Source organism: Nitrospira sp. CR1.1, assembly GCA_014055465.1.
GTDB lineage: Bacteria > Nitrospirota > Nitrospiria > Nitrospirales > Nitrospiraceae > Nitrospira_A.
This window is the reverse complement of sequence record WIAF01000001.1, coordinates 344,365-368,139: the sequence shown is the minus strand read 5'-3', so window position 1 is coordinate 368,139 and position 23,775 is coordinate 344,365. Positions and strand designations below refer to the sequence as shown.

Annotated in this window: 24 protein-coding genes and 3 tRNA genes; 19 read left to right on the top strand and 8 right to left on the bottom strand. The window is 58.1% G+C overall.

The features are described from left to right. Positions 1-113 precede the first annotated feature (113 nt). The 3 genes from gltX (at position 114) to GDA65_01730 (ending at position 1,797) form a co-directional block, all read left to right on the top strand. Positions 114-1,529, top strand: a complete 1,416-nt coding sequence (gene gltX, locus GDA65_01740) for a glutamate--tRNA ligase (GenBank protein ID MBA5861420.1) — start codon at positions 114-116, stop codon at positions 1,527-1,529. A 67-nt stretch (positions 1,530-1,596) separates the two neighbouring features. Then, positions 1,597-1,670, top strand: a tRNA-Gln gene (locus tag GDA65_01735). Positions 1,671-1,723: 53 nt separating this feature from the next. Further along, positions 1,724-1,797 (top strand) — tRNA-Gln (locus GDA65_01730). A gap of 9 nt (positions 1,798-1,806) precedes the next feature. Here the strand turns inward: GDA65_01730 and GDA65_01725 are convergent. From GDA65_01725 to GDA65_01715, 3 genes are all read right to left on the bottom strand, one after another. Then, a complete protein-coding gene (locus tag GDA65_01725; GenBank protein ID MBA5861419.1) occupies positions 1,807-3,654 on the bottom strand; it encodes an ATP-binding cassette domain-containing protein in 1,848 nt (615 codons plus the stop codon). 137 nt (positions 3,655-3,791) lie between these two features. After that, positions 3,792-4,127 carry a hypothetical protein gene (locus tag GDA65_01720; protein ID MBA5861418.1) on the bottom strand — a complete coding sequence of 112 codons (336 nt, stop codon included), beginning with the start codon at positions 4,125-4,127 and terminating at the stop codon, positions 3,792-3,794. Between the two features lie 152 nt (positions 4,128-4,279). Next, positions 4,280-5,983 carry a glutamine--tRNA ligase/YqeY domain fusion protein gene (locus GDA65_01715; GenBank protein MBA5861417.1) on the bottom strand — a complete coding sequence of 568 codons (1,704 nt, stop codon included), beginning with the start codon at positions 5,981-5,983 and terminating at the stop codon, positions 4,280-4,282. A gap of 193 nt (positions 5,984-6,176) precedes the next feature. Between GDA65_01715 and GDA65_01710 the strand changes: the two genes are divergently transcribed. Next, a complete protein-coding gene (locus GDA65_01710) occupies positions 6,177-7,325 on the top strand; it encodes a hypothetical protein (GenBank protein MBA5861416.1) in 1,149 nt (382 codons plus the stop codon). A 139-nt stretch (positions 7,326-7,464) separates the two neighbouring features. On the opposite strand, the gene GDA65_01705 is transcribed toward GDA65_01710, so the two are convergent. The 3 genes from GDA65_01705 to GDA65_01695 all read right to left on the bottom strand — a co-directional run bounded on the left by GDA65_01705 (position 7,465) and on the right by GDA65_01695 (position 8,978). Beyond that, on the bottom strand, positions 7,465-7,878 hold the full coding sequence (locus GDA65_01705; GenBank protein ID MBA5861415.1) for a hypothetical protein: 414 nt from the start codon (positions 7,876-7,878) through the stop codon (positions 7,465-7,467). 15 nt (positions 7,879-7,893) lie between these two features. Then, entirely contained in the window at positions 7,894-8,418 is a 525-nt protein-coding gene (locus tag GDA65_01700; protein MBA5861414.1) for a hypothetical protein, read from the bottom strand. A 125-nt stretch (positions 8,419-8,543) separates the two neighbouring features. Continuing rightward, a complete protein-coding gene (locus GDA65_01695; protein ID MBA5861413.1) occupies positions 8,544-8,978 on the bottom strand; it encodes a hypothetical protein in 435 nt (144 codons plus the stop codon). Between the two features lie 170 nt (positions 8,979-9,148). Between GDA65_01695 and GDA65_01690 the strand changes: the two genes are divergently transcribed. From GDA65_01690 to GDA65_01620, 15 genes are all read left to right on the top strand, one after another. Next, a tRNA-Glu gene (locus GDA65_01690) sits at positions 9,149-9,226 on the top strand. Between the two features lie 701 nt (positions 9,227-9,927). After that, positions 9,928-10,254 (top strand): hypothetical protein, encoded by a 327-nt coding sequence (locus GDA65_01685; GenBank protein MBA5861412.1) that lies wholly within the window; start codon positions 9,928-9,930, stop codon positions 10,252-10,254. A gap of 199 nt (positions 10,255-10,453) precedes the next feature. After that, positions 10,454-10,792, top strand: coding sequence for a hypothetical protein (locus GDA65_01680; GenBank protein ID MBA5861411.1), 339 nt, complete (start codon positions 10,454-10,456; stop codon positions 10,790-10,792). Positions 10,793-10,886: 94 nt separating this feature from the next. Beyond that, on the top strand, positions 10,887-11,228 hold the full coding sequence (locus GDA65_01675) for a hypothetical protein (protein ID MBA5861410.1): 342 nt from the start codon (positions 10,887-10,889) through the stop codon (positions 11,226-11,228). Positions 11,229-11,232: 4 nt separating this feature from the next. Then, entirely contained in the window at positions 11,233-11,571 is a 339-nt protein-coding gene (locus GDA65_01670; GenBank protein MBA5861409.1) for a helix-turn-helix domain-containing protein, read from the top strand. 672 nt (positions 11,572-12,243) lie between these two features. After that, positions 12,244-12,756, top strand: coding sequence for a DUF3015 domain-containing protein (locus GDA65_01665; protein ID MBA5861408.1), 513 nt, complete (start codon positions 12,244-12,246; stop codon positions 12,754-12,756). 404 nt (positions 12,757-13,160) lie between these two features. Beyond that, entirely contained in the window at positions 13,161-13,883 is a 723-nt protein-coding gene (locus GDA65_01660; GenBank protein MBA5861407.1) for a glycosyltransferase, read from the top strand. 67 nt (positions 13,884-13,950) lie between these two features. Next, the gene (locus GDA65_01655; protein ID MBA5861406.1) at positions 13,951-14,703 is read left to right on the top strand and encodes a zinc transporter ZupT; all 753 of its coding nucleotides are present in this window, start codon (positions 13,951-13,953) and stop codon (positions 14,701-14,703) included. Between the two features lie 217 nt (positions 14,704-14,920). Next, complete coding sequence (locus GDA65_01650) at positions 14,921-16,024, top strand: deoxyhypusine synthase (GenBank protein ID MBA5861405.1); 1,104 nt, start codon at positions 14,921-14,923, stop codon at positions 16,022-16,024. Continuing rightward, the gene (locus GDA65_01645) at positions 15,997-16,674 is read left to right on the top strand and encodes a thioredoxin domain-containing protein (protein MBA5861404.1); all 678 of its coding nucleotides are present in this window, start codon (positions 15,997-15,999) and stop codon (positions 16,672-16,674) included. Before GDA65_01650 ends, GDA65_01645 begins: the two co-directional genes overlap by 28 nt. A gap of 81 nt (positions 16,675-16,755) precedes the next feature. Continuing rightward, positions 16,756-17,034, top strand: coding sequence for a hypothetical protein (locus GDA65_01640; protein MBA5861403.1), 279 nt, complete (start codon positions 16,756-16,758; stop codon positions 17,032-17,034). A gap of 28 nt (positions 17,035-17,062) precedes the next feature. Continuing rightward, positions 17,063-18,493 (top strand): aldehyde dehydrogenase family protein, encoded by a 1,431-nt coding sequence (locus GDA65_01635; GenBank protein MBA5861402.1) that lies wholly within the window; start codon positions 17,063-17,065, stop codon positions 18,491-18,493. A 174-nt stretch (positions 18,494-18,667) separates the two neighbouring features. After that, positions 18,668-19,243, top strand: a complete 576-nt coding sequence (locus tag GDA65_01630) for an arginine decarboxylase, pyruvoyl-dependent (GenBank protein ID MBA5861401.1) — start codon at positions 18,668-18,670, stop codon at positions 19,241-19,243. Between the two features lie 8 nt (positions 19,244-19,251). Next, positions 19,252-20,184, top strand: coding sequence for an agmatinase (gene speB, locus GDA65_01625; protein MBA5861400.1), 933 nt, complete (start codon positions 19,252-19,254; stop codon positions 20,182-20,184). Between the two features lie 176 nt (positions 20,185-20,360). Further along, entirely contained in the window at positions 20,361-21,071 is a 711-nt protein-coding gene (locus GDA65_01620) for a pseudouridine synthase (GenBank protein ID MBA5861399.1), read from the top strand. 17 nt (positions 21,072-21,088) lie between these two features. Here the strand turns inward: GDA65_01620 and GDA65_01615 are convergent, their stop codons facing one another. Both GDA65_01615 and GDA65_01610 read right to left on the bottom strand, forming a co-directional pair. Next, entirely contained in the window at positions 21,089-21,898 is an 810-nt protein-coding gene (locus tag GDA65_01615) for a hypothetical protein (protein ID MBA5861398.1), read from the bottom strand. 80 nt (positions 21,899-21,978) lie between these two features. Beyond that, positions 21,979-23,655, bottom strand: a complete 1,677-nt coding sequence (locus GDA65_01610) for an ATP-binding cassette domain-containing protein (GenBank protein MBA5861397.1) — start codon at positions 23,653-23,655, stop codon at positions 21,979-21,981. Between the last annotated feature and the right edge of the window lie 120 nt (positions 23,656-23,775).

Below are 23,775 nucleotides of genomic sequence, written 5' to 3'. Positions count from 1 at the left end.
TTAGCAAAAACGGATTCGGAATGGAACTGCCTTTTCTGTACATCGTTTCGGCGCCATGTTATAGATAGCCCCCCGTTGCACGTACATTATTCCGCACAGACTACGGTGACGCGATGAGTCAGGTCAGGGTTCGATTTGCGCCCAGTCCGACCGGCTTCCTCCATATTGGCGGGGTGCGGACGGCCTTGTTCAATTGGCTGTTTGCCCGGCAGCAGAATGGCGTGTTTATTCTCCGGATCGAAGATACGGACCAGGATCGTTCCACCGACGCATCGATTCAAGCCATTCTTGAGGGCATGCGCTGGGTCAAATTGGATTGGGATGAAGGTCCCTTTCGGCAGACCGAACGCATGGATCTCTATCGAAGTCATGCCATGCGGTTGTTTGAGCAGGGCCATGCCTATTGGTGCGTGTGTACACCGGAGGAACTTGAAGCTCGCCGGAAAGACGCTGAAGCCAAAGGCGGATCACCCAGATATGACGGTCGGTGCCGAAATCTGGGGCTGGCCAAACCAACCGGTGATGCGGCGCTTCGGTTCAAAGCCCCACAGGACGGTCAGACGATCGTCGATGATTTGATCAAGGGCCGGGTGGTGTTTGACAATCAGATTCTGGATGACGTCATTATTCTCAGGTCGAACGGCTTTCCCACCTATAACTTCTCCGTGGTGGTGGATGATGCCTTGATGGGCATTACCCATGTGGTGCGGGGGGACGACCACCTCACGAATACGCCTCGCCAGATCCCGATTTTTCAGGCCCTCGGGTTTCCGCTGCCGCGCTTCGGCCACTTGCCGATGATCTTGGGCTCGGACAAGACGCGGCTGTCGAAACGTCACGGCGCGACGTCGATCATGGCCTACAAGGACATGGGCTACCTGCCCGACGCCATGGTCAACTATTTGGTCCGGCTCGGATGGTCACATGGAGATCAGGAGCTGTTTTCGCGAGAAGAACTGATCGAAAAATTCTCCTGGAAGAATGTCCAGACCTCCCCGGCTGTCTTCAACCCCGAAAAGTTATTGTGGATCAATGCCGAATACCTCAAGACCAACCCGCCCGAACAGGTGGCGGAGGCGCTGGTGCCGTTGCTCGAACAGACCGACCTCAAAGACGAGGTCCGCGCGGTATCGATGGAGTGGCTTGCGCAGCTCGTGGTCCTGGTGAAAGAGCGGACGAAAACCTTGGTTGAAATGGTTCATTGGGTGAGGCCCTATTTCGGCGAGGCAGTGGCGTTCGAAGAGGAGGCGGCGAAAAAATTTCTCACGCCTGCCCATGCGCCGATGCTGACCAAGTTGACGGAACGATTTGAGGCCTTCCCCTCATATGACAAGCAGACGTGGGAGGAGGCGTTCAAAAAACTGGTCGAGGAAGAGGGGATCAAAATGGGGCAACTGGCTCAGCCGGTGCGTGTGGCCTTGACCGGCCGGACGGCGAGTCCCGGTTTGTTCGAGGTGATGGACGTACTTGGCCGGGAGCGTACGTTACTTCGACTGCGCAAGGGGATCGAGCAGGCGTCCAGATCCTGACTGGCCGCTCAAGAATCACGCTCGATCTTGACGCAATGGAGAGGCTTATATTACTGTGTGGACCGGTTGGGGGATCGTCTAGCGGTAGGACGTCAGTCTCTGGATCTGACTACCTAGGTTCGATTCCTAGTCCCCCAGCCAAAATCTTTTCCACGCCCTGCTCTTCAGCTCGATGTCTCGGTTCCGTACCGCGCTGGGGGATCGTCTAGCGGTAGGACGCCAGCCTTTGGAGCTGGCTACCTAGGTTCGATTCCTAGTCCCCCAGCCAAATTTCTCTTCACGAACTCTGCACGGTCTGTGCGCGTTTCTCATCCAGTTCAGCCCAGCGCGCATAAAGTCTCTCCACTTCAGCCTGGGCCTCCACCAAGGCTTCGCTCCGTGCCTGTAATTCCGCGGCATTCGACACCACCGCCGGATCCTGTATCGCAGCCTGACAGGCGGCAACCTGCTCTTCGGCCTTCAGAATCGTCTCTTCAATGGTGCCCCATTCCTTCTGTTCTCGATAACTCAGTTTCTTAGGTTTGCGAATCGTCGCAGTTCCTGCCTCTTGGTCGACCGCTGCGGAAACGGTGCCCTCCTCGTTCGCGGCCGTTTCAGATTCAACGGCCCGTTCCTGTGCGCTTTCCCACTGGGCATAGTCGGCGAACCATTCGAGCTGGCCGGTGCCGTCCAGTGCCAGCAGGATGGTTGAGACACGATCCAGCAACCACCGATCATGCGTCACGAGCACCAGCGCGCCGGGGAATTCGAGCAAACTATCCTCCAGTACATCCAGCGTCGGAATATCTAAATCATTCGTCGGTTCGTCGAGAATAAGCAGGTCCGCAGGCTGCAACATCAGTTGGGCGATCAGCAGTCGCGCCTGTTCACCGCCGGACAGTCGCGAGACCGGAAGGTCGAGTTGTTCAGGTCGAAAGAGGAAACGCTTCGCCCACGAGGCCAGATGGACAGAACGGCCTTGATAGACGACCGCATCACCTGAGGGAGCTAGCGCGCGCCGCAAGGTGGCGGCCTGATCCAATGACTCGCGATGTTGTTCGAATGACACGATACGCAGCCCCTCCGCTCGCATAATCGTGCCTGAATCTGGTTCCAGAGTGCCGGCGAGTAATCGAAGCAGAGTGGTTTTACCGCTGCCGTTCGGGCCAAGGAGACCGAGGCGTTGCCCGGGCCCGAGGAGCAGATCCAAATTGGTGACGACGGGCTTCTCGTTGAAGCGCTTCGTTACCTCTTTCGCGACGAGCAGTTGTTTCGACTTTCGCCCCGAGGCGGAAAAGTCGATACCGATCGACGACTGGGCGGCGCGGGACTCGACCTGGTCCAATTCCTCGATCAGTTTGCCAGCCGATTGAATGCGGCCTTTGGCTTTGGTTGTGCGGGCCTTGGGCCCTCTACGCAGCCATTCCACTTCTCGCCGGACTCGATTGGCCAGCGACGATTGATAGTCGGCCTGTGCTTGAAGGGCGGCATCCCGTTGCTCCAGAAAGTCGCTGTATCGACCTTTGGCTTCAAAGCGCCCCTCGGGATAACAACGATTGAGTTCCACCATGCGTGTGGCGATCGACTCTAAAAAGCGGCGGTCGTGACTGATGACGAGAAAGGCCTTGGCGCGGTTCTTCAGGATCCGTTCCAGCCAGAGAATCCCCTCGACATCCAAATGGTTCGTCGGTTCGTCCATGAGCAGCACGTCCGGCTCGAGCAGCAAGGCCTGTGTGATGGCTAATCGCTTGCGCCACCCTCCCGAGAGGGTGGCGACGCCGTGTTCCGGATCGGGAAAGGCGCCGATGCTGAGTGCTCGGGCAATCCGGCCTCCTTCTTCGTGAGGATCGCGGCCCGCGTCGGTGAGGGTTTGCTGCAAAACGTGTTCGATGCTGGAACCGTCAGGGAAGCTCGGCTCTTGCGGCACGTACCCGACACGGGTATGACCACGTAGAGTGCGAGTGCCTTGGTCGGGCGATTCGAGGCCGGCCAGGATTTTGAGCAAGGTCGACTTGCCGGACCCGTTCGGGCCGATTAGTCCGACATGGTCACCTTCGCACAAGGCCAGGGTTAGGTTGGCAAACAAGGCTCGCACCCCATAACTTTTGCTGATCGATTCGCAACTCAACAGAATATTCGGGGCCATACCTGGAGCACCTCTCTCGCGACAGTGAAAGCGTGCAGTATACGGTGTGGGGGAGGCTCGGGGCTAGCGGTACGTCGGGTAGCAGCCGTGCTGTTTGAGCGGGTGAATCAGTCGATTCCAAGGAAGCGAGCGTGACGTTAGTGAGCGGTTCTGGCGCGTCCTGTGCTACGCCGTTGGTGAAAACAGGCCGGGCAGAGATGATAACCGCCCTGCGTCGAGGTATGGAACGACTCCATGTTTGTCGTTCCGCAATCAAAGCAGCGAACGTGGCTGACGAGAGAGCGGGGCAGGAGAGGCGTCACATCGATGCGCTGAAGCTGTTCGTGGAGCCGACGGACGGACCGGTGAATGTTCACCAGGACTGGTTGCGCGCCGGTCGCTGCGCCGGGAATCGCGGCTTCCAACTGCAGCAGGCGCTCCCGGAATGAACCACGTTCTGTCTGATGATCTTCGCTTCCCGATCCTGTCACCATCGTTGTAACTCCTTTGGCGTCAATGAAGTGACCAACTGTGCGTCGGGTCATTCTCGTTCATAGCCAGGAGAGGGTTCAAGGCTGCCGAAGGCCGGCGCACCAGTACTTTGTGTGGGACAGCGAAATGCCGAATCGAGTGGCAGCGGAGTGGATCAGCGCGGGGCTTGGGCTTTTTCGATCTTCGCCCAGGCGTCCTTGAGCGTGACAGTTCGGTTGAAGACCAACTTGGCGGGAGAAGAGTCAGGATCGACACAGAAGTAGCCAACACGTTCGAACTGCACGCTGGTGCCGGGAGCCAGCTCTGCAAGGCTGGGTTCCACTTTACACGCCGGCAGCCGTTCCAGTGAACGGGGATTCAGATGTTGGGTCCAATCCTGATCGGCAGGAATCTTGGCTGGATCCGTGAGCATGAGCTGCTCATACAGCCGCACTTCTGCGTCGAGGGCATGAGCGGCCGACACCCAGTGGATCGTGGCTTTCACTTTTCGTTGTGCCTGCGCGCCGCCGCTTTTGGTTTCGGGATCATAGGTGCAGCGGATCTTGGTGACCTCGCCGGTGGCCGGGTCCTTCACGACGCCAACACAGGTGATGATGTAGGCGTACCGCAACCGCACTTCCCGGCCCGGGGCGAGTCGGAAAAATTGTTTGGGCGGGTCTTCTTTGAAATCTTCCTGATCGATGTAGAGCACGCGTGAGAAGGGGACCTGACGCGTGCCGGCGGACGCATCTTCCGGATTGTTGACGGCATCGAGTTGCTCGACCTGATGCTCAGGATAATTCTCGATCACGAGGCGCAAGGGGCGCAGCACGGCCATCACGCGGGGAGCGCGCTTGTTCAGGTCTTCGCGGACAAAGTGTTCGAGGAGCTGCATTTCGACGATGGCATCCCGTTTGGCTACGCCGATGGCTTCGCAAAATGCGCGTAGGGCTTCCGGCGTGAACCCGCGGCGGCGCAACCCTTTGAGCGTCGGCAGGCGAGGATCGTCCCAGCCGTTGACCAGCTTGCGTTCGACGAGATCGAGTAATTTGCGCTTGCTCATGACCGTGAAGGTCACATTGAGCCGGGCAAATTCGATTTGTTGCGGGCGTCTCGGCGTCTCGCATTGCTCGACGACCCAGTCATACAGAGGCCGGTGGTCCTCGAATTCCAACGTGCAGATTGAATGGGTGATGCCTTCGATCGCATCAGACAGCGGATGCGCGAAATCGTACGAGGGATAGATGCACCAGGTGGTGCCGGTGCGGTAATGGGCGACATGCCGGATGCGGTAGAGCACTGGATCGCGGAGATTGATATTCGGCGACGCCATGTCGATTTTGGCGCGAAGCACATGGGCGCCGTCGGGAAATTCTCCCGCCCGCATGCGGCTGAACAGGTTCAGATTCTCCTCGATGCTGCGGGTGCGATGCGGGCTGGGTTGCCCCGGCTCCGTGAGCGTTCCACGGTACCGGCGCATGTCGTCGGCCGTCAGGCTGTCGACATAGGCGAGGCCTTTTCGGATGAGTGTCTCGGCATATCCGTACAGCCGCTCGAAGTAGTCGGACGCGAAAAACATGTTGTCGCGCCAGTCGAATCCCAGCCAGCGGACATCTTCCTGAATGGCCTGCACATATTCGGGATCTTCTGTCGTCGGGTTGGTATCATCCATGCGGAGATGGCAGATTCCGCCCGGTTGCTCGTTGGCAATGCCGAAGTTGAGGCAAATCGACTTGGCATGCCCGATATGGAGATAGCCGTTCGGTTCCGGCGGAAAACGGGTGACCACCCGGCCGTCATGTTTACCGGCGGCACGATCGGCTGCAACAATCTCGCGAATGAAGTCTGAGCGTGTCGGGGGTTCTGGCATGGTGGACATGCTGGGTGCGATCTCGTCGAATTGCCGATAATCAAACGCGCATGGTTCTATCACAGAATGGCGGATGGGAGAAAGGGATTGATGGGCGGCCTGTGCCGTGTCGATTTTTTCTGGATCGATTGGGGTGAGTATTTTAGAATCAATCTTCCATCGCAGGCTGCCTGACGTGTGGTGATTCAGTGAGGGAGATCGGATGATGCGTGGTCAACGGATGGTTCTGGCGCTGGTGGCGCTGCTTGGTATGGGCGGGATTGACTGGCTCCACGCGGAAGAGCCGGCATCGCCAGAGTCGTGTCGGGTCCAGCCATTTGACGCCAAGATGCCGTGTTATCAAACGCATCTGGAAATGGTGTTGCAGGCCCAGGGCACCGAGGCGGCGCTGACGGCCCTGGAGCAGATCACTGTGCAAGATCCCGAGGCCATGCGAGAGGCGCATCCGCTTGTGCATCATGTCGGTCAGCGGTCGTTTACACGCTACGGGACGGCGGCACTCGCGATGTCGCATTGCCGGGATGTGTTTTGGTCTGGTTGTTACCATGGTGTGCTCCAGGCCTTCCTGAGCAGTCTGCCTGCTGTGGAGCCCGAGCATATCCTGTCTCTCTGCCCCATCAGCGAAACGGTCTCGGCCTATTCGTTTCAGCGATATAACTGTCTTCATGGGTTAGGCCACGGCTTGACCATCCAATTTCGCTACGATCTGCTGAAGAGTCTGGCCTTTTGTGATGCCTTGCCCGGAAGTTGGGACCGCGAATCCTGCTATGGCGGCGTGTTTATGGAGAACATCGTCACGTTTCAGCAGGCGCGCCGTGCGCAACCGGCCGGCGAGCATCATCACCATGAGGCAACCAGCTTTTTGAATCCTCACGATCTGTTATATCCCTGCTCCGTCCTGACGGAAAAGTATCTGCGCGCCTGCTACCTGATGCAGACGTCTGCGGTACTGACCTTTCTGAATTACGATTTCGCGCAGGCGTTCACGCAATGCGCCCGTGTGGAGGGGGAGCATCAGACGACCTGTTACCGAAGTTTGGGACGCGATATCAGCGGGTACACGCTGCGTGATGCTCCGCGCGTGAATGAGCTGTGCCGGCTTGGGCAGGGCGATCAGATCACGCAGTGTTTCATTGGCGCGGTAAAGGACTTCATCTTGACCGACGCGAATCCCGATCCCGGCCTGGCGCTATGCCGCAGCCTGGATGGCCCGTTCAAACGAGACTGCTATGCCACCGTGGGCGAAATGGTGGTGCCTCTGTTTGATGATCACACGAAGCGTGTCCAGGCCTGCCATCGCGGCGAAAACGAATATGTCGACGCTTGTCTTGCCACTGCCACGGCCTTCTAGCCATCTGCCGCATTCATTGCTTTCCGATTCGCCTGCCTGAGCAAACCGTCTCGGTACATATGATGTCCGCCGAGGAGTCACGTTCGGATGCCTCATGCATCCCGGTCACGCACGCTTTCGCAAGCGTGAACGAGGCTGGTTAGGCGGCAGGTGGTGAAGGCAATTGGATGACATTGAAATCTTTTTGCGCGATCACGCGGTTGTTCATGCGCAAGCGAAACTCATAACGACCTGGATGGGGAAACAGAAGGGCGGGGATGTTGATGCCGAAATCGGCAATCTGCAGGCGATCGCCGATGACGATGTCGGGAAGGGAGGCGCGGCAGACCAACTGATCGGTGTTCACATACATCAGATCGATCTCCAGGTGGTACGTTCCTTCAGCATCGGTCATGCAGAAGTACAGGCCCAGTTGGTGGTGCTGAAACGGGAACGTCACTGCCTGCAGATGGGTGAAAATACCGATCAGAGATTTTTTCTTGGTGAGGCTGTCTTCGATGACACTGTCACAGACCAGGAAGGCATGGATACTGGGGTTTGGCGCGTCAGTCATGTGATCCGGCCGTCTTCAGCCGAGCACCGCCGTTCCGCCACGCGCTTCAAACACATCACCGAACAGGGTGTGCGTCGATCCGATGCGGCAAAAGTGGGAGGTGATTTCGATGAGTTGGCCGCGATGCGAATAGAACTTGCCCGTCGCCACATGGATCTTTTCGCCCGGGGTGACGGCCGCTTCCAAGACCGTTTCGCCGGTTTCCTGATCCGTCACCTTGAGCCAGGGAAGATTGGGGAAGAGGGTCGGCGGAGAGTCGCTCGTGTTGAGCAAAAAGCGGTTGCCGTCGTTGAAGGCCCAGCGATTGCGGCGGAGATGCGCCACATGGTTGCCGCTCCCGTCATACAAATCGATGGTGAGCAGGATACGGTCTTGTTCCGGCGCCAGTTCCAGGACGAGTTGTTCCTTGCCCTGAACCCGGATCACACCATTGGTATTGCGAAAAATGTTGGAGCCGAGCCGAATCTCCAGGCTGTGTTTATGCCGCTCTGATTCGGCCTCGTGGGAAGGAGGTGATGCGTCAGGTTTGCGTAGTTCCATGCGTAGAAATCTAGTGCGACCTGAAGACCGGCTGGGCGACGCATTCGGCCCTCTGTGCCGGCCTGAGCAAGTGGATGCAAGGTAGGCCCTTAGCGGGGCGCTGTCAAGTCTGTTCTAGCGGGATGCTAGGGCGTGGCGGGGCCTTCACGGTCGTCGGAGTCGGTGGCTGTCACGCAGACGGTCACGTCCTGCTCTGCCTGGTTCGGCGTGGGTATCATGATGACTTGAGAGACGGCTGCCCCGCCGGTCTTTTGTGATGCCGGCACAACTTTCGCGATCACAGGGCCGTCCCCGGCATTATAATAAATGGTTGTGTAGGCAAGGTTGGTCAGGGGTTTGCCGTCAGTGCCGGTGGTCGGCTCCGTATACGCGACCGTGATAGTGGATTTAGGCGGCTTCACGCGCACTTTGGTGGTGCTTCCGCACTTCGTCCAGGCGCTGGAGTTGGGCGGCGCGATCGTCCCCTCAAGGAAACTGGCTCCGCAGCCGGCCAATGCGAGAAGAGCGGGAATCAGGCCGGCAACAAGAATGCGTGTGGGTTTGAAGCCATGACGATACATACACGTACTGTAGGCTAATTCAAAAGGCTCTGCAAGCGGGCCTGGTTGATCGAGTCATGCCCGCGTCTTGAGCGGCCCCTCCGGGCAGACCGCTGTGACTTGCCGTTTGAAAAGCCAAAACTCGCTATGGTACAGTCCGGTTCTTTCCGCTGTAGTTGGACTACCTCACCGGTCCCATCGTCTAGCTTGGCCTAGGACGGAGCCCTCTCAAGGCTCAGACACGGGTTCAAATCCCGTTGGGACCACCAACCTTTTCCCTGATCTTCCGAGGAGTTGGCGACCTTCCTGAGTTCTGGCTCAGGAGTGGTTTGCCTCTCATAGGACAATCCATAGGACAAAACGGGCTTCGTGTACGTAGTTTCTAGTTGCGTCACGGCCTCGCGAAGCTTGAGATTCCAGCCATGTCCGCCATGTGAATACTGTTTTGAGACTGGTAAGAGAAGGGCCCTCGACCGCGCCGCTGATGTTCTGCAACGCTCCCAAAGTTCCCATTCGACCGACTCCTTTTTCTGATGGTTAGCGCTTCTGCTCGTCCTGTTTCTGAAACTCGCGTTCGAGCAGGCTGCGAATAAATCCGCTCGAGGTGGTGCCTTGTTTTCTCATGGCGTCGAGCTTGGCCTTTAATGTCTTTGGGAGTGAAATCAGGAGCCTGATCATCGGCATGGGGTAGACCTCTTTGTCTGACGAGTGAAGTATATATCAGCATATAACTGGATAGCAAGTTATATGGTTGACTCGGTAACCAGCGTTGCGTATTGTGCGCTTCCATGACAAAGAAGCAGTCAGGATCGACTCGAAAACTCTACGGAATTCGCATGGATCAGGCGGTAATGCTGGAGATCCAGCACCTTGCGTTGGATCAGGACAGGTACGTGAATGAACTGCTGGAAGAGGCGGCGCGGGATCTGCTGAAGAAGTATGGAGAGAAGAAGAAATGAACAGGCGTCACATGCCGCGCATCACCCTCGCCCTCGCAACGCTCATTCTTCTGGTTTGGCAAACGGCTTTTGCGGAAGAAGTCCTGCAGCGGGAATCGGCCAATGGATCTCGGAACCTGCGTCCTTTCACAGCGAAAGATGGATGGGAACTTCGGTGGGATGCCAAAGGGGAAAGTTTTAGGGTCTCGCTCTATGCCATGAATGGGGACCCGGTTGACAACCTCGCTTCGCAGCACAAGCCAGGATCAGGTAGTAGTTACTACCCCAAAGCCGGCACTTACTATTTGAGCATCATTTCTGGTGGAGATTGGACCGTCACTGTCGTGCAATTGCCGTGAGGTAGAAATCCGTCAGCTCGGCGGTGAATTGGGACAGGTATGTGAACGGGCCGCTGGAAGAGGCGGCGCGGGATCTGCTGAAGAAGTATGCAGAAAAGCGGAAATGAGTCTCGTCGAGTGGCCTGTGAAGCGACAGCGGGCCACTGGTAAGCCACAATTGACCATGAGCTTAGATCAGCACCAAACTAGGAGGGGATGAATGCGCAGGACAGTGATCGCTGCTGGCTGTTGTGCTGTCTCGCTGCTCCTTGGCGGGTGCGTCAATATCTCCTCTCGGATCACCCCTGAGAATCAGGCCGTAAAACCGATGACTGAGGGGAGTGATTGCTCATACATCATTTTCGGCTTCGGTTTTGGCACCAATACAGTAGAGCAGGCCATGGCGAACGCCAGCCCTCCTGTGCGGCACATTCGCAGTGTCACGCTCGATACGTTTGCGTTCTGGTTCTTTGGATCACAGTGCATTACCGTTGTGGGAGAGGTGGTTCCCGGTGCCACGAAACCCAAGACCTATGACCCCACAGAGCAGCGGCCATAGAGTGAGGCTCGCTGCCCTCGCGTTTTATTTCTGCTGAATGTCGCCTTCCGTCTTACCTGTTGATGGCCTATAACAGAAATGTTATAGTGCTGATATGCCATGGACGGTGGTGTACTACGAAACCAGGACCGGAGAGACGCCGGTCGAGGATTTCCTTGACGCGCTCTCCCCGAAAGCCCGGGCGAAGTGTTTGGCCTACATCAGTCGATTAGAAGTGGATGGAACCCGGCTGCCCGCGGCAATTGCCAAACATGTTCGCGGGAAGATTTGGGAGCTCCGTCCGGAATGGTCGGGGAGCGAATACCGGTTCTTTTATGGGGCGATCGTGGGGCAGCGTTTTGTCATTCTCCATGCGGTGCAGAAGAAGTCTCAGAAGCTGAAGGCGGGAGACATTGTGCTGGCGGAACAACGGTATGCCGATACGCTGAAGAGGTGAAACGATGAAAACCCATCGAGACTATATCGACGAGCAGATTTGTAAGAAACCCTCGTTTGCCGGCGAATTGGCCGAGGCGGAGAAGGATGTGGCCTTGGCGGTTGCTTTAGCCAAGCTGCGAGAACGGCGCGGCCTGAGTCAGACGGAATTGGCGAAACGCGTCGGCATGAAGCAGCCGCAGCTTGCAAGGCTGGAAAGTGGAGCCCAACGGCCAGGAATCGGTACGCTGATCCGATTGCTCGGTGCGCTGGATGGTACCTTGGAACTCAGCGCGACGACTTGCCGGCTGACACCGACGAAAGGTGCCTCATCACGGCGAGGCCGCTTGGTACCTGTCGGCTGACTCTCTATGCGAGCGAGGTAGCCTTGGCTAATTGTCTAGAGCCGAACCGCATGTGGTCGTGATGCGGCTTCCACAATTCCATGAAACGGAATTCCCCCAGCGGAAGATAGCCGCTAACAAATCGCCTCCAGCTCTGTAGGGGGCTCCATTCCTTTGCATACTTAGTCAGCCGCTGACCGATCGCTACCATCTCTATGCCTGTCCTATATCGGACAGCCTATCTGTAAGCCATTGTAAAAGCTCATCACTCATTGGACGTTTCCGAAGAATCATCCTGTTGATTTTCCTCAGTTTGGTCCGTTCTCTCAAGGCTCAGACACGGGTTCAAATCCCGTTGGGACCACCAAATTTTTCCATGTCGGGGAATAATCGCTTGAGAGTCTGATCACGGACCGGCAAGAGCGCCTCTTCTCAAGGCACTCAATTCTCTGTTCAATTGATTCCCCTCGTTCCGTTGCTTCAGGCCAAATATCTGCCCTTACCAGCGAAATCCTGCGCGAGGTGTTCATTGCCCATAAGAGGGTTTGGCAATGTCCTTTCTGGTTAGATGAAAAAAACAGTGCTTTGTTTGACAGCGTGAAAAAGACAGCTATGGTAGGAATCGCGCAGAGAGGAATCCGCGAGCCGTCTCTGAGCGGCGGCGGTGATACGTGGAAACACAAGGGAGATCGTATGAAGAAACAAGGAATCCTAGCGCTTACAGGTATGCTGATCACTCTTCAGTTCGGCCTGGCGTTCGCGGTTAATCCGGACAACGGTCCTGGATGCGGCTTGGGGAAATTGGCCTGGTCTGATTACAAGACGCCGAAAAATATTGCGCCCCAAGTCATGATGGCCACCACCAACGGCACCTTCGGCAGCCAGACATTCGGGATCAGTTTTGGAACCTCGGGTTGCACCAATGACGGCAAGGTCATGGCGGCACAGGAGACGAATACCTTCGTCGCCAGTACGTTCGACACCCTGTCGGCCGATATGGCGAGGGGCGGCGGGGAACATCTGGCGGCCTTGGCGACGCTGATGAACGTGCCGACCGAACAGCAGCCAGCGTTTTTCCTCTTGGCGCAACAGCAGTATCTCGCGCTCACAGAGGCGGGAGAAGTGTCGTCAGTAGCAGTCGTCAAGGCGTTGCAGGAAGCAATGGCCGGACATCCGACTCTGGCCCGGCTCGCCGGTTCGCGCTAACCCGGTCCCCCCGTTCCCGCTCCTCCGAGATCGGGAGTGAGTTTCTGGGCAGCTGTCGGGGGCGGTCACTTTTCGTGCCGTCCCCCCTCAGTGATGTCCGCTCGTCCTACCTCTCTTTCCTTCAGCATGCGGCAGGATCACGCTCGCGAACGCGCCTTCCCACGTGATCGCTATCTGCCTTGGGGAAATCGAAACGGGGGGCCGTCGAGCGGCTGCCCGCCGTTTTCCTCATCAAACTTTCATGTTGCCCTCAGGTCATTTTCATCTGTTGGTCGTACCCTCTGCGCTCCCGTGAAGCGAGTCGGTTTCCCTGCATACGTATGCAGATGGCTCGAGCATATCAGCGAGTAGCGCCGTATCGCCTCGGCACCTGCCCGTCGTAGCTGTCTGGAGTCACGCTTCGAATGGGGTGGACGGGAACAGGTTCTCCTTGGAGTCACGGAGTGGTAGGAGAGATCGACGAACAAGAAAGGGAAGAGGGTATGCGTATTGCCCAGGTCAGTCAGTTTTTTGAAGAGGTGTGCAACGAGAGTGAAAGCCCGGACGTGAGGGGCGTGGAGTTCTTGACGAGGAGCTTGATTCGATTCGGCCATGAAGTGACGGTCTTCGCCAGTGGGGACAGCCGGGTATCAGGAACATTAGTGCCGGTGTCGCCTCTGGCACTTCGGCACTATCCGGCCCCGAAGCGGCATCTCTCCGAAGGATTGACGTTTCTGGCTCTCGAGCAAGCCTTCTCCATGGGGACTTCTTTTGATCTGATCCACGTCCATGCGGGGTTTGCCGCCTTTCCGCTGATGCGTCGCAGTCCGCTTCCCACCCTGGCCACGGTCTACGGTCCGCTGGATGCGCCAGAAATTCTGTGCGTATTCCGGGAGTTCAGGGAATTAGCTCTGGTAGCAACATCGGTCGAGCAGATTCGACAGTGCCCTGATCTGAATTGGCTGGCCCTCATCCCCGTTCCTGCTACGTGTCAGCCGAGCGAAGTCCATGTGGACACACTGGACTCACTTGTTGAAACCGCGACGGCCTATACGGCGGTCTACGAAGGAATCGTGAAGAGGGCGTCCAATCGGACGCAGACGGTCCCCCCGGTCTATTCGCTGCAGGGCGCACACACGGTCCTCTGACGAACCGGGGTGATTTCAGCGTGTCTTCGGCCTTTCCTCCAGGGCCTGATTCTGATAGAAGCGTGCCATGCTTGATGTTATGGCTCTCGGTGCGGTCGCTGGTCTCATTCCGGTCTACCTCGGGATTCTTGCCGCCCTCTATCTGGGCAAGGTGCTCCCGCGCACCTGGGAGGGTGGGTTTATCGGGGTGGCGAACGGGGTGCTGGTCTACCTCTTTTTCGACCTCATGCACGAGGCCACCGAGCAGACAGGCGCGCGTGATCCGATCTCGTGGCTGGTGTTTCTGGGTAGTCTGGGCGTGAGTTTTGTGGGCTTAGTCGCATTGGAATCCAGTCAGGTGTTCGGCGCCCGTTCCGGAAACCGGATCCTGTCGTTGCCCTACATGATTGCGGTGGGCATGGGGTTGCACAATCTGGGGGAAGGGCTCGCAATCGGGACCAGCTACGCCGGTGGGGAATATACGCTGAGCGTCTTGCTGGTGACGGGGTTCGGCCTGCATAACGGAACTGAGGGATTCGGTATCGTCGGAGCTGCCGGGAAAACGCCGATCTCGTGGCGCGATGTCGCGCTGCTCGGGCTGATTGCCGGGTTGCCGACCTGCATAGGGACCTTTCTGAGCGGGCAGGGGGTGTCCTCCTACTTCTCGATTTGTTTCTACGCGCTGGCTGCCGGGTCATTGCTCTATGTGGTGCTCTCGCTCACCGCGATGTCCTATACGGCGATGCGTCGGGTGCAGGTCGCGGCAGGCATGTTCGCCGGCATGACCGTCATGTATCTCACTGCCATGATACTGACTCTGGTCAGCGGCGTCCGAAGCTGACCCGTTCTTTCGCGACGGCGATACCCCCAACACTGTTTTACACGCTGACCTGCCTGCCCATGGATGGTTGTACGCGTGCCTCCCACTCCCTTCCACGAAGCCATGTGTGAATGGTGATGGGCCGCTGGTCGCGCTTCAATTGACCCCGCGACAGTCGGTTGTGTATAAAATGGTCTGCTTAATCGGAAGGCTGATTTTTTTTCGGGAGGCGTTCATCATGGCGGGACGGGAATTTCACGACGGAGCCAAGGATGGCTTGGAGGCATTGGAGCCTCTAGATCCCGAGAAAATTCATTCTTTCACGGAGTTGCTGGAAGCGATGCGCAAGACGGCGTTCGGGGGCCGTCGTCTGGGTGAGGCCTACGAAACGCTCGCCGCGATGATCGAGGATCCTGAGTGCAAGGTCGTGTTGACCCTGTCGGGTGCCATGACGATTGCCAAGATGGGCAAGATCATCAGCACCATGATCGACCGCGGCATGGTGCAGGCGATTGTCTCGACCGGCGCGCTGGTGGCGCACGGATTGAGCGAATCAGTGGGCAAGCTGCACTACCGTCATGAACCGTCCCATACCGATGAGGAGCTATTTCAAAAGGGCTACAATCGGGTCTACGACACGCTCGAGATGGAATCGAATCTCAACTATGTCGAGCATGTGGTATCGCAGACTATGAAGCGCATCAATATCGATCAGCCCCTGTCGTCGAACTTTTTGACTCGCGAATTGGGCAAGACGCTGGCCGAGGAATTCGAGGGCCCGGGCATTCTCAAGAGCGCCTATCTCAAGAACGTTCCGGTCTATATTCCCGCCTTTACCGATTCTGAAATGGGCCTGGACGTCGGGACCTGGGCCATGGGCAAACAGATCGATTTTACCCGCAGCCAGATCAAAGAGGGCGGGGATCTCGCGATACTACGCAGGTTGCACCAGACCTGTCCGGTGTTTAACCCCTACCTCGATCTGAATCACTATGCAGAGGAAGTCCTCGGCTCCACGCGGCTCGGGATTTTTACCATCGGCGGCGGCGTGCCTCGCAATTGGGCGCAGCAAGTGGCCCCCTATATTGAAATCAGCAATACGCGTCTCGGGCTCAATGTCCAACCGCCACGCTTCCACTATGGCGTGCGGATCTGCCCTGAGCCGGACTATTGGGGCGGATTGAGCGGCTGCACCTATCAAGAAGGCATCTCCTGGGGCAAGTTCGTCCCGCCGGCTGAGGGCGGCCGTTTCGCCGAAGTCCTCAGTGATGCGACGCTGGTGTGGCCGCTGCTCATGGTGGGATTGTTGGAACGATGCGCTGCGAGAAGTGTCTCCGCATGACAGCCATGGCTGGTTGGATGATGAGGGTCGGGGCGCCGGTTCTTCTGTTCGTGCTGACGACGGCGTCGGTCATGGCGGCGGGCGCGCCGGCAGTCGACAATCGTATGCGGGGCAAGATGGATGCGCCGATCACCCTGATCGAATATTCGGATTTTACCTGCGGCTACTGTCTCAAGTTTTTCAAGGAAACCTGGCCCAAGATTCAAGCGCGATACGTGGATACGGGCAAGGTGCGGTTTCTCTACAAGGATTACCCACGTGCCGATCAGGGCCCCGGCGTGACGGCTGCCTTGGCAGCCCGTTGTGCAGGAGATCAAGGCACCTATTGGCCCATGCATGACCGCCTGTTTGCCGCCGACGGCCGCTTGGATGTGGATAGTTATTCCCAGCATGCCAAAGCCATCAATCTCGACCAAGCGAAGTTTCGGCAATGTCTGCGCGACGCTCCGCACATGAAGGCGATCTTTCAAGATCGCGACGAAGCCAATTCCTGGGGATTTCACGGCACACCCGGCTTCATTCTGATGCGGACGACGCAGCAGCCCACGGCCCAAAATCCGGCGCTCGCGATTCCCGGAGCCTTCCCCTTTGCTGCCTTCGAGGAAGAAATTGAGAAGCTTCTCGCGGCGTCGGAAGGGAAGGTGAAGTAGAGCCACTCATGCGCGAGGGAGCCAGCGTGGTGACTAGCGTGACGAGATGTATCGTTTAGCCAGGAAAGAGGGAACTGCACTATGGGGTCGAAACAAGCTTTTTGGACGGTGCCTGCAAAGGATGGAGAGGCGGATCTGTATGTGTGCATGTCCTGTTTGAGCGAGGCGTTTTGCCGAAAGGTACCCATGCCTGCCTGTCCGACCTGTCACGGGGTCTCGACATACGAAGCGTTTACCCTGGCGGCGGTGCAGGATTGGGGAACCGCCGAGTTGATCGCCAAAGCGGTGGCCGCTCAACAAGAAGGCGCGGCGCTCAGCGCGGCCGCTTCCGTGACGCCTCCTGTGGAGTCTGTCCAGTAGCGAATATTCCTCTCCGGGAGTTGGTCCGTTGGAAGATGGACGTCCATTCCTAGTCGGCGGCCGCTGGTCTCAGTCCACGACGGTCGCCCCTGTACGCAATCCCTACACAGGCGAGACGATTGCCCATGTCTGCCAGGCGAGTCCTGCGGATGCGGAATCGGCGATGCAGTCTTCGGTCGAGGGTGCGGCGGCGATGCGCCGCTTGTCGGGCTATGCGCGGTCGACGCTGCTTGCCACCGCGGCCCAGGCGCTGCAGGCGCGCCAGGAAGAATTCGCGCGTACCATGACGGCGGAAGCCGGCAAACCTCTGACTGATGCCCGTCGTGAAGTCGGTCGTGCCATTCAGACCCTGTCCATTGCCGGAGAAGAAGCCAAACGAATCGGCGGCGAGGTGGTGCCGCTGGATTGGTCGCCGGGAATGGAATCCTATTGGGGGGTGACGCGGCGGTTCCCCATCGGTCCGATTCTCGGTATTACCCCGTTCAATTTTCCACTCAATCTCGTCGTGCACAAGGTGGCTCCGGCCCTGGCGGCGGGCAACTCGATTGTGATCAAGCCGGCTCCTCAGACCCCGCTGACGGCGCTCCTGCTTGGCGATGTGCTGCTCAAGGCCGGTGTGCCGCCGGGGGGGCTCAATGTGCTGCCCTGCGACAATATTGTCGCGGAACAATTGGCGGTCGATCCCCGCTTCAAATTGTTGAGTTTCACCGGGAGCGCGCCCGTCGGCTGGATGCTGAAGGCCAAGTGCGGCAAGAAAAAGGTCGTCCTTGAATTGGGCGGCAACGCCGCCGTGATCATCGAACCTGACGCGGATTTGGAGTACGCGGCCCAGCGCTGCGTCACCGGCGGGTTCACGTATGCGGGGCAGACCTGTATTTCCGTTCAGCGGATCTTTGTGCACGAGTCCGTCGCCGAGTCGTTTACCGAAAAGCTCGTGGCCCGGGTGCGTGGGTTGGCGACCGGGGATCCGGGCGACGAGCGCACCGTGGTGGGTCCGTTGATCGACGCCGGCGCCGCGCAGCGCATCGAGGGTTGGATTGGCGAAGCGGTTGCGCAAGGCGCGCGCCTGCTGTCTGGCGGACCGCGTGAGGGATCGGTGGTGCGTCCAACCGTGTTATCCCAGGTGGCCCCCGCGATGAACGTGTCCTGCCGGGAAGTCTTCGGGCCGTTGGTCACCATTACGCCCTATCGTGAGTTTGAGGCGGCGTTGAACGCCGTCAATGACTCGGACTATGGGTTGCAAGCGGGAATCTTCACCAACCATATCGGGCGCATTTTTCAGGCATTCGAACGGTTGGAGGTTGGCGGAGTGTTGGCGAATGAGATTCCCACCTTCCGTGCGGATCACATGCCCTACGGCGGCATCAAAGATTCCGGCATCGGACGCGAAGGCCTGCGGTATGCGATCGAGGATATGACCGAGCCCAAATTGCTGGTCGTGAACCTCCGGCGCCCGTGAAAGAAAGCGCCGGCAGGGCAAAAAAACCCTCTCGCCGTATTGCGGATGCGGAACAAACTTGATACAACTTTCGCGCGTGTCGGCGCGTGATCACACGCGCGGCCAAGGCCTTGTGACAATTCATCGAACACTCACGCGGAGTGCGTTCGACGCGGGATGAAGAGGGAGACCTACATGGTACCAACACACATGTTTTTGACGAGGGGCGTCGGAGTGCACAAGGAAAAGCTGGCTGCGTTCGAGCAGGCCTTGCGCAGTGCCGGCGTGGCCTATTGTAACCTCGTCAGCGTCTCGTCCATTCTTCCGCCCAACTGCAAAATCCTTCCGCGCAAACGCGGCGAGAAATTGTTGAATCCAGGGGAAATCACCTTTTGTGTCATGGCCCGGTCCGAGACCAACGAACGCAACCGGCTGATCTCCGCATCCATCGGCTTGGCGATTCCGACGGATCGTGATACCTATGGGTATCTTTCCGAGCACCATGCCTACGGTGAAACGGACGAAGAATCCGGTGAATACACGGAAGACCTGGCGGCTCAGATGCTCGCCACCACCCAAGGGATCGAGTTCGATCCGGATGTGGCCTGGAAAGAGCGCGAGCAGGTCTTCAAGATGGGCGGAAAAATCGTCCGGACCCTCAACATCACGCAATCTGCCGTCGGCCGGCCGAACCGCTGGACCTGCGTCATCGCGTTGGCGGTGTTTATCCCGACGGAAAACATCCCCAAGAGCCTTCTGAACAAGGCCTAGCGGCAGGTATGACGCTCCCGACCGGATGGCTTGGGCAAGCCGACAATTTCCTCGGGATCGACGAACCCTGGTGTCATCCTGATCAGGCCGGAGTCTACGTACTGCCGGCTCCTTACGAGCACACCTCAAGTTATATCCTCGGTTCCGATCGAGGCCCCTCCGCTATCATTGAAGCCTCCCAACAAGTCGAACTGTATGATGAGCAGCTGCGGTACGAGCCGTATCGCGAGTGGGGCGGGGTCGCCACGGCCGCCACGTTAAACCTTGCCGGGCTGGTGGATGGCCAGGCCGTGCAGGCCATTCAGGAGTTTGTGGCGCCGCATGTCGGTCGAGGGAAGTTTCTGGTGACTCTGACCGGCGAGCATACCGGCGCCTTAGGCGCCATTCGCGCGCATGCGCGGGCCTACCCGGGAATGACCGTCGTACAAATCGACGCCCATGGCGATCTCCGTCAGGCCTATCAGGGCAACCCTTACAGTCACGCCAGTGTTATGGCCAGAGTGGTGCAAGACGGGTTGCCGCTCGTGCAGGTCGGCATCCGGTCGATCAGCCCGGAAGAAATCGAGCTTATCGACAAGACTCCCCAGATCAAGACGTTTTTTGCCGCCTCGATTCTGGATCCGTCCGAGCCCTACGAGGGGCGGGCCGCTCGCTGGATCCCCGAGGTGGTGGCTGCGTGCACCGGGCCGGTGTATCTCACCTTCGATTGTGATGGGCTGGATGCGTCCCTTGTTCCGGCATTGGGAACACCGGAACCGGGCGGGCTGGGGTGGTACGATACCCTCGCGCTGGTGACGGCCCTGGCGAACGGGCCTGGCATCGTCGGCATGGACATCAGCGAGATCGCCCCGATTGAAGGCTTCGTCGCTCCCCAGTTCAGCATTGCCCGCTTGATCTACCGCATGCTGGGACGGATTCGAGCCGGCCGGCGTGTGCAGTGACTCTCATATTGTGAAGCGGTTCTTGTTAGAGCGCGGAATGTATCGCTCATGACTTGGCACACAGGTCATGACGGATCTGTGCCTGCCTGTTTCGGTCGAGGCTGTTGTCCACATCCTCTTTACGAGAGACGAACTACGCTTTACGAGGGACTGCTCACGCGAGTTCATTTCCCGCCATGCGCATCAATAAATTCTTCACCGAGCAGGGCCTGTGTTCACGACGGGAAGCTGATCGACTGATTGCCGAAGGTCGAGTCACGATCAACGGCATGGTGGCCAAGCTCGGGGATCAGGTCTCGCCGCAGGATCTGGTGGCGCGTGACGGAACAGTGCTGCAGCGGGGCAACCGCGTCGTCTACATCAAATATCACAAGCCCGTCGGGGTGACGACCACCACCGAACTGCATGTGCCGCGGAACATCATCTCCGAAATCGGCCATGCTGCCAGGATCTTCCCGATCGGACGTCTCGACAAGGATTCGTCCGGTCTCATTCTCCTCACCAATGACGGGGATATCGTCAACGAAATCTTGCGGGTTGAGCACGGGCATGAGCGGGAATATCGCGTGGAAGTTGATCGCGAGTTTGATGAACCCTTTCTCTCGCAGATGGCACAGGGCGTGGTCATATTAGGGGAGCGTACGCGGCCTTGTCTCATGGCGCGATTGGGGCCCCGACGATTCCGGATCATCCTGACCGAGGGGCGGAATCGTCAGATTCGACGCATGTGCCAGGCGCTCGGCTACCGGGTGGTGTCACTACATCGCGTGCGGATGATGCACATCACCATAGAAGGGCTTCATGCGGGGCAGTGGATGGACTTGAGTCAGGAGGAACGTCGTCGACTGTTCCAGGCGTTGGGCCGGCCGCCCGAATCATCGATGTGAGGGGGGCAAGCAGCCGCCTAATCGGCCCGGAGCGCCGAATTGGGATGGTCACCCGGCAGGTTCAAGCCGGAACCGATGGATTCTTCAGGTCTGGATGCGGGCAGTTGCGGCGATCTCGCGGTTCGACTGAGGAACAGATTCAACAGGGCGATAAAAAAACTCCCTCCCACAATCCAATAGCTGGTCGAGCGGATGGTTTTGGTGCCTTCGTCGCGCATGTCTTTGGCCACTTCCGCCACGGTCTCCAACAGACGGTCCAAGGCCAGGCTGACTTGCATCACTTTGGGCCCGCCGTTGTCGGCTGCATGGATTTCAGCTTTGCGCCGAAGTTGCGACGCCTCTTTCGGCGATCCCGCTTTCCATTCCTGCGCCAGCAGATCGATCGTCTGGCTGGCGACATGGAAGTATTGGTCGAGGCTGTCACGCACGGCCTGGATGTCTTTTTCTTCGCTGCGTCCGCTACGCGACACGCGCAGGCCGGCTGCGGCATAACGATCCACCGCGTGCTGGATGCGCGCTCGTTGCGCCGGGAGCGACTCGGTGATGCGTTCAAAGACGGTCTGATTTTCCGCTTCCAACGACCGGATGATGGTGTTGCGGTAGCGGATGACGTCGGCGGAGATATGGGCGAGGTCGGCGGCTCCGAGCGTGTACTCGGTATACATGATGCGCAGGTCCTGGTCGATACGACTGAGGGCCTGCCCACTGATCCATCCCAGTCCTGCGATCAGGATGCTGATGATCAATTGATTGGCGCTGGGAAAGGACAGTTTAAAGCGTGAGGCAAGCGACACAAATGTCCCCTTCCGACCGGAGGCGGCGTGGATGGCCCGCGTGGTTCAGCCCACTCAGTCTAGCAGATCGCGCCTAAAGAAAGAAATTGAGGTTGGTTTTTGAGAAATGCCGGTCAATCGAGGATGACACGTCGCTCGACCAGTTGACCGACTTCCGGATCATTGGAGACGAACACGACGGACCAGGGCTCCTCTTTTGAGCAGAGCCTTCGCAACAGAGTCAGTCGCAGGGCCGGATCGATATTGTGAAGACTGCCGTTGAAAATCAGCAATTCCGGCCGGGTGATGATCATCCTGGCCAGAAGAATGCGAAGAACCTGGCTGCGGCTTAAGTTGGTGCCGTTCCCGTGCACGACCGTTTCCAGGCCTTGGGGCAACGCGTCGATCTCTTCTTCAAGCTCCACGAACCGGAGCGCCCAGCTCAAATCCGCGAATTGAATCGACGGGCGCTGGAGCGTCACATTCTCCTCCAGGGTACCATCGAACAGGGTGGGGTGGGAATCGAGCATCAAGCCCCGGCAACAATTCACATAATTGAGTGACACGTCGCGCAGGTCGATGTCGTTGTAGCGAATGACTCCGCTGGCGGGATGATAGAGTCCGGCGAGGAGAAGCGCCAGGGACGTTTTGCTTTTGCTTGTTCCTGTGAGCACGCTGATCTTTTCGCCCGGCAACACTTCCAGGTTGAAATGATCGAACAGCATCGGTCCGTCCGGGCTGGCAAAGGATACGTCTTTGCACGTCAGGCGTACGCCCTGCAGCGTGGGATTCGGCAGCCAGGCGGCGATCGGACCGGAGATCTCTTCTTTCGGCATCTCGAACAGGTCGGAGAGCTCCTGCAAGGAGGTGGCGGCATAAATTGCGGCGTACATACGCCGGGCGACGATGTCGAGATTGAGGAGCAGGGTGCCGACAATGACCTCCGCCGCAACGAATTGGCCGAGCGTAATGTCCCCCAACGACAATAACCATCCGCCGAGGCCGATCATGCCGCTGTGGGCGAAGGCCTGAAATATCACCGCGCTCTTATATTGGGATCCCGTCAAAATGTCGGATCGTGTCTTCCGCGCCATGACATAGGCTTGAACGAACACATCGGTTTTCTTGAGCAACAGGGGCAGGCTGTCGGTAGATTTAAAATGGAGCCGGTTGATGCCGATGTCCTGCAGCCAGTGAAAGGTCTGGTAGTGAAGTTTCGATACCTGTTGAGTGATACGGAGTCCCCCGCGACCGAAAAAGGTCAGGAGAAAAGCAAAACCGGTAATCAGGAAGATGTTATAGCCGAGGAAGTAGGGATGGTACATGATCAGGATCGCCATGCCGATCATGCCCGACACGAACACATTGATGAGATCGACCAGCATCGCAACCAGCGCGCGCGGCAACAGCTCCGCTTCGATGAAGGTATTGGTATGTTGGGGAAGAAACACGTTCTCGCGAAACCGGGGAAGGGCTTCGGTAAAGGCGACGGCAAGCCGCGTATAGATCCGCTGAACTAGGATCTCCACCGCTCGTCCCTGCAGAACGCGGAACGCACCCATCAGGAGCAATGCGCCCAACATGATGGCCACCAGCGTCACAATCATGATCGGTTGAATGGCGAAGGCAAAAGTGTTGACGAGCTCTTGTACGGTGAGCGGAACGATCAGCGCGAACGAGCCGATCACGATGGCATAGGAGGCGATGATTGCCAGAATGCGGCGCTCGAGTCCGATCAGGAGGTGGAGACGCGCAAGAATGGTCCATGCTGAAGGTGTGACGATCGTTGATTCAGAGGCGTCGTGGTTCACGCGATGGCTCGTGTCGGCGGATGGTGGGGCGCAGTGTGGGCGAATGCCGCATCCCTGTCAAGGATGGGGACCGGTCCGGCTTGACGGGTGAGGGGGAAGCGAGAGCCTGATGCAAAGGGT

Bases quoted from the DNA above. Each gene is read 5' to 3' on its own strand.
- GDA65_01665 (MBA5861408.1), top strand. From the start codon at position 12,244: ATGAAGAAACAAGGAATCCTAGCGCTTACAGGTATGCTGATCACTCTT.
- GDA65_01630 (MBA5861401.1), top strand. From the start codon at position 18,668: ATGGTACCAACACACATGTTTTTGACGAGGGGCGTCGGAGTGCACAAG.
- GDA65_01685 (MBA5861412.1), top strand. From the start codon at position 9,928: ATGCCGCGCATCACCCTCGCCCTCGCAACGCTCATTCTTCTGGTTTGG.
- GDA65_01700 (MBA5861414.1), bottom strand. From the start codon at position 8,418: ATGGAACTACGCAAACCTGACGCATCACCTCCTTCCCACGAGGCCGAA.
- GDA65_01670 (MBA5861409.1), top strand. From the start codon at position 11,233: ATGAAAACCCATCGAGACTATATCGACGAGCAGATTTGTAAGAAACCC.
- GDA65_01705 (MBA5861415.1), bottom strand. From the start codon at position 7,878: ATGACTGACGCGCCAAACCCCAGTATCCATGCCTTCCTGGTCTGTGAC.
- GDA65_01720 (MBA5861418.1), bottom strand. From the start codon at position 4,127: ATGGTGACAGGATCGGGAAGCGAAGATCATCAGACAGAACGTGGTTCA.
- gltX (MBA5861420.1), top strand. From the start codon at position 114: ATGAGTCAGGTCAGGGTTCGATTTGCGCCCAGTCCGACCGGCTTCCTC.
- speB (MBA5861400.1), top strand. From the start codon at position 19,252: ATGACGCTCCCGACCGGATGGCTTGGGCAAGCCGACAATTTCCTCGGG.
- GDA65_01645 (MBA5861404.1), top strand. From the start codon at position 15,997: ATGCGCTGCGAGAAGTGTCTCCGCATGACAGCCATGGCTGGTTGGATG.
- GDA65_01710 (MBA5861416.1), top strand. From the start codon at position 6,177: ATGATGCGTGGTCAACGGATGGTTCTGGCGCTGGTGGCGCTGCTTGGT.
- GDA65_01620 (MBA5861399.1), top strand. From the start codon at position 20,361: ATGCGCATCAATAAATTCTTCACCGAGCAGGGCCTGTGTTCACGACGG.
- GDA65_01675 (MBA5861410.1), top strand. From the start codon at position 10,887: ATGCCATGGACGGTGGTGTACTACGAAACCAGGACCGGAGAGACGCCG.
- GDA65_01655 (MBA5861406.1), top strand. From the start codon at position 13,951: ATGCTTGATGTTATGGCTCTCGGTGCGGTCGCTGGTCTCATTCCGGTC.
- GDA65_01680 (MBA5861411.1), top strand. From the start codon at position 10,454: ATGCGCAGGACAGTGATCGCTGCTGGCTGTTGTGCTGTCTCGCTGCTC.
- GDA65_01715 (MBA5861417.1), bottom strand. From the start codon at position 5,983: ATGTCCACCATGCCAGAACCCCCGACACGCTCAGACTTCATTCGCGAG.
- GDA65_01650 (MBA5861405.1), top strand. From the start codon at position 14,921: ATGGCGGGACGGGAATTTCACGACGGAGCCAAGGATGGCTTGGAGGCA.
- GDA65_01660 (MBA5861407.1), top strand. From the start codon at position 13,161: ATGGGGTGGACGGGAACAGGTTCTCCTTGGAGTCACGGAGTGGTAGGA.
- GDA65_01640 (MBA5861403.1), top strand. From the start codon at position 16,756: ATGGGGTCGAAACAAGCTTTTTGGACGGTGCCTGCAAAGGATGGAGAG.
- GDA65_01725 (MBA5861419.1), bottom strand. From the start codon at position 3,654: ATGGCCCCGAATATTCTGTTGAGTTGCGAATCGATCAGCAAAAGTTAT.
- GDA65_01695 (MBA5861413.1), bottom strand. From the start codon at position 8,978: ATGTATCGTCATGGCTTCAAACCCACACGCATTCTTGTTGCCGGCCTG.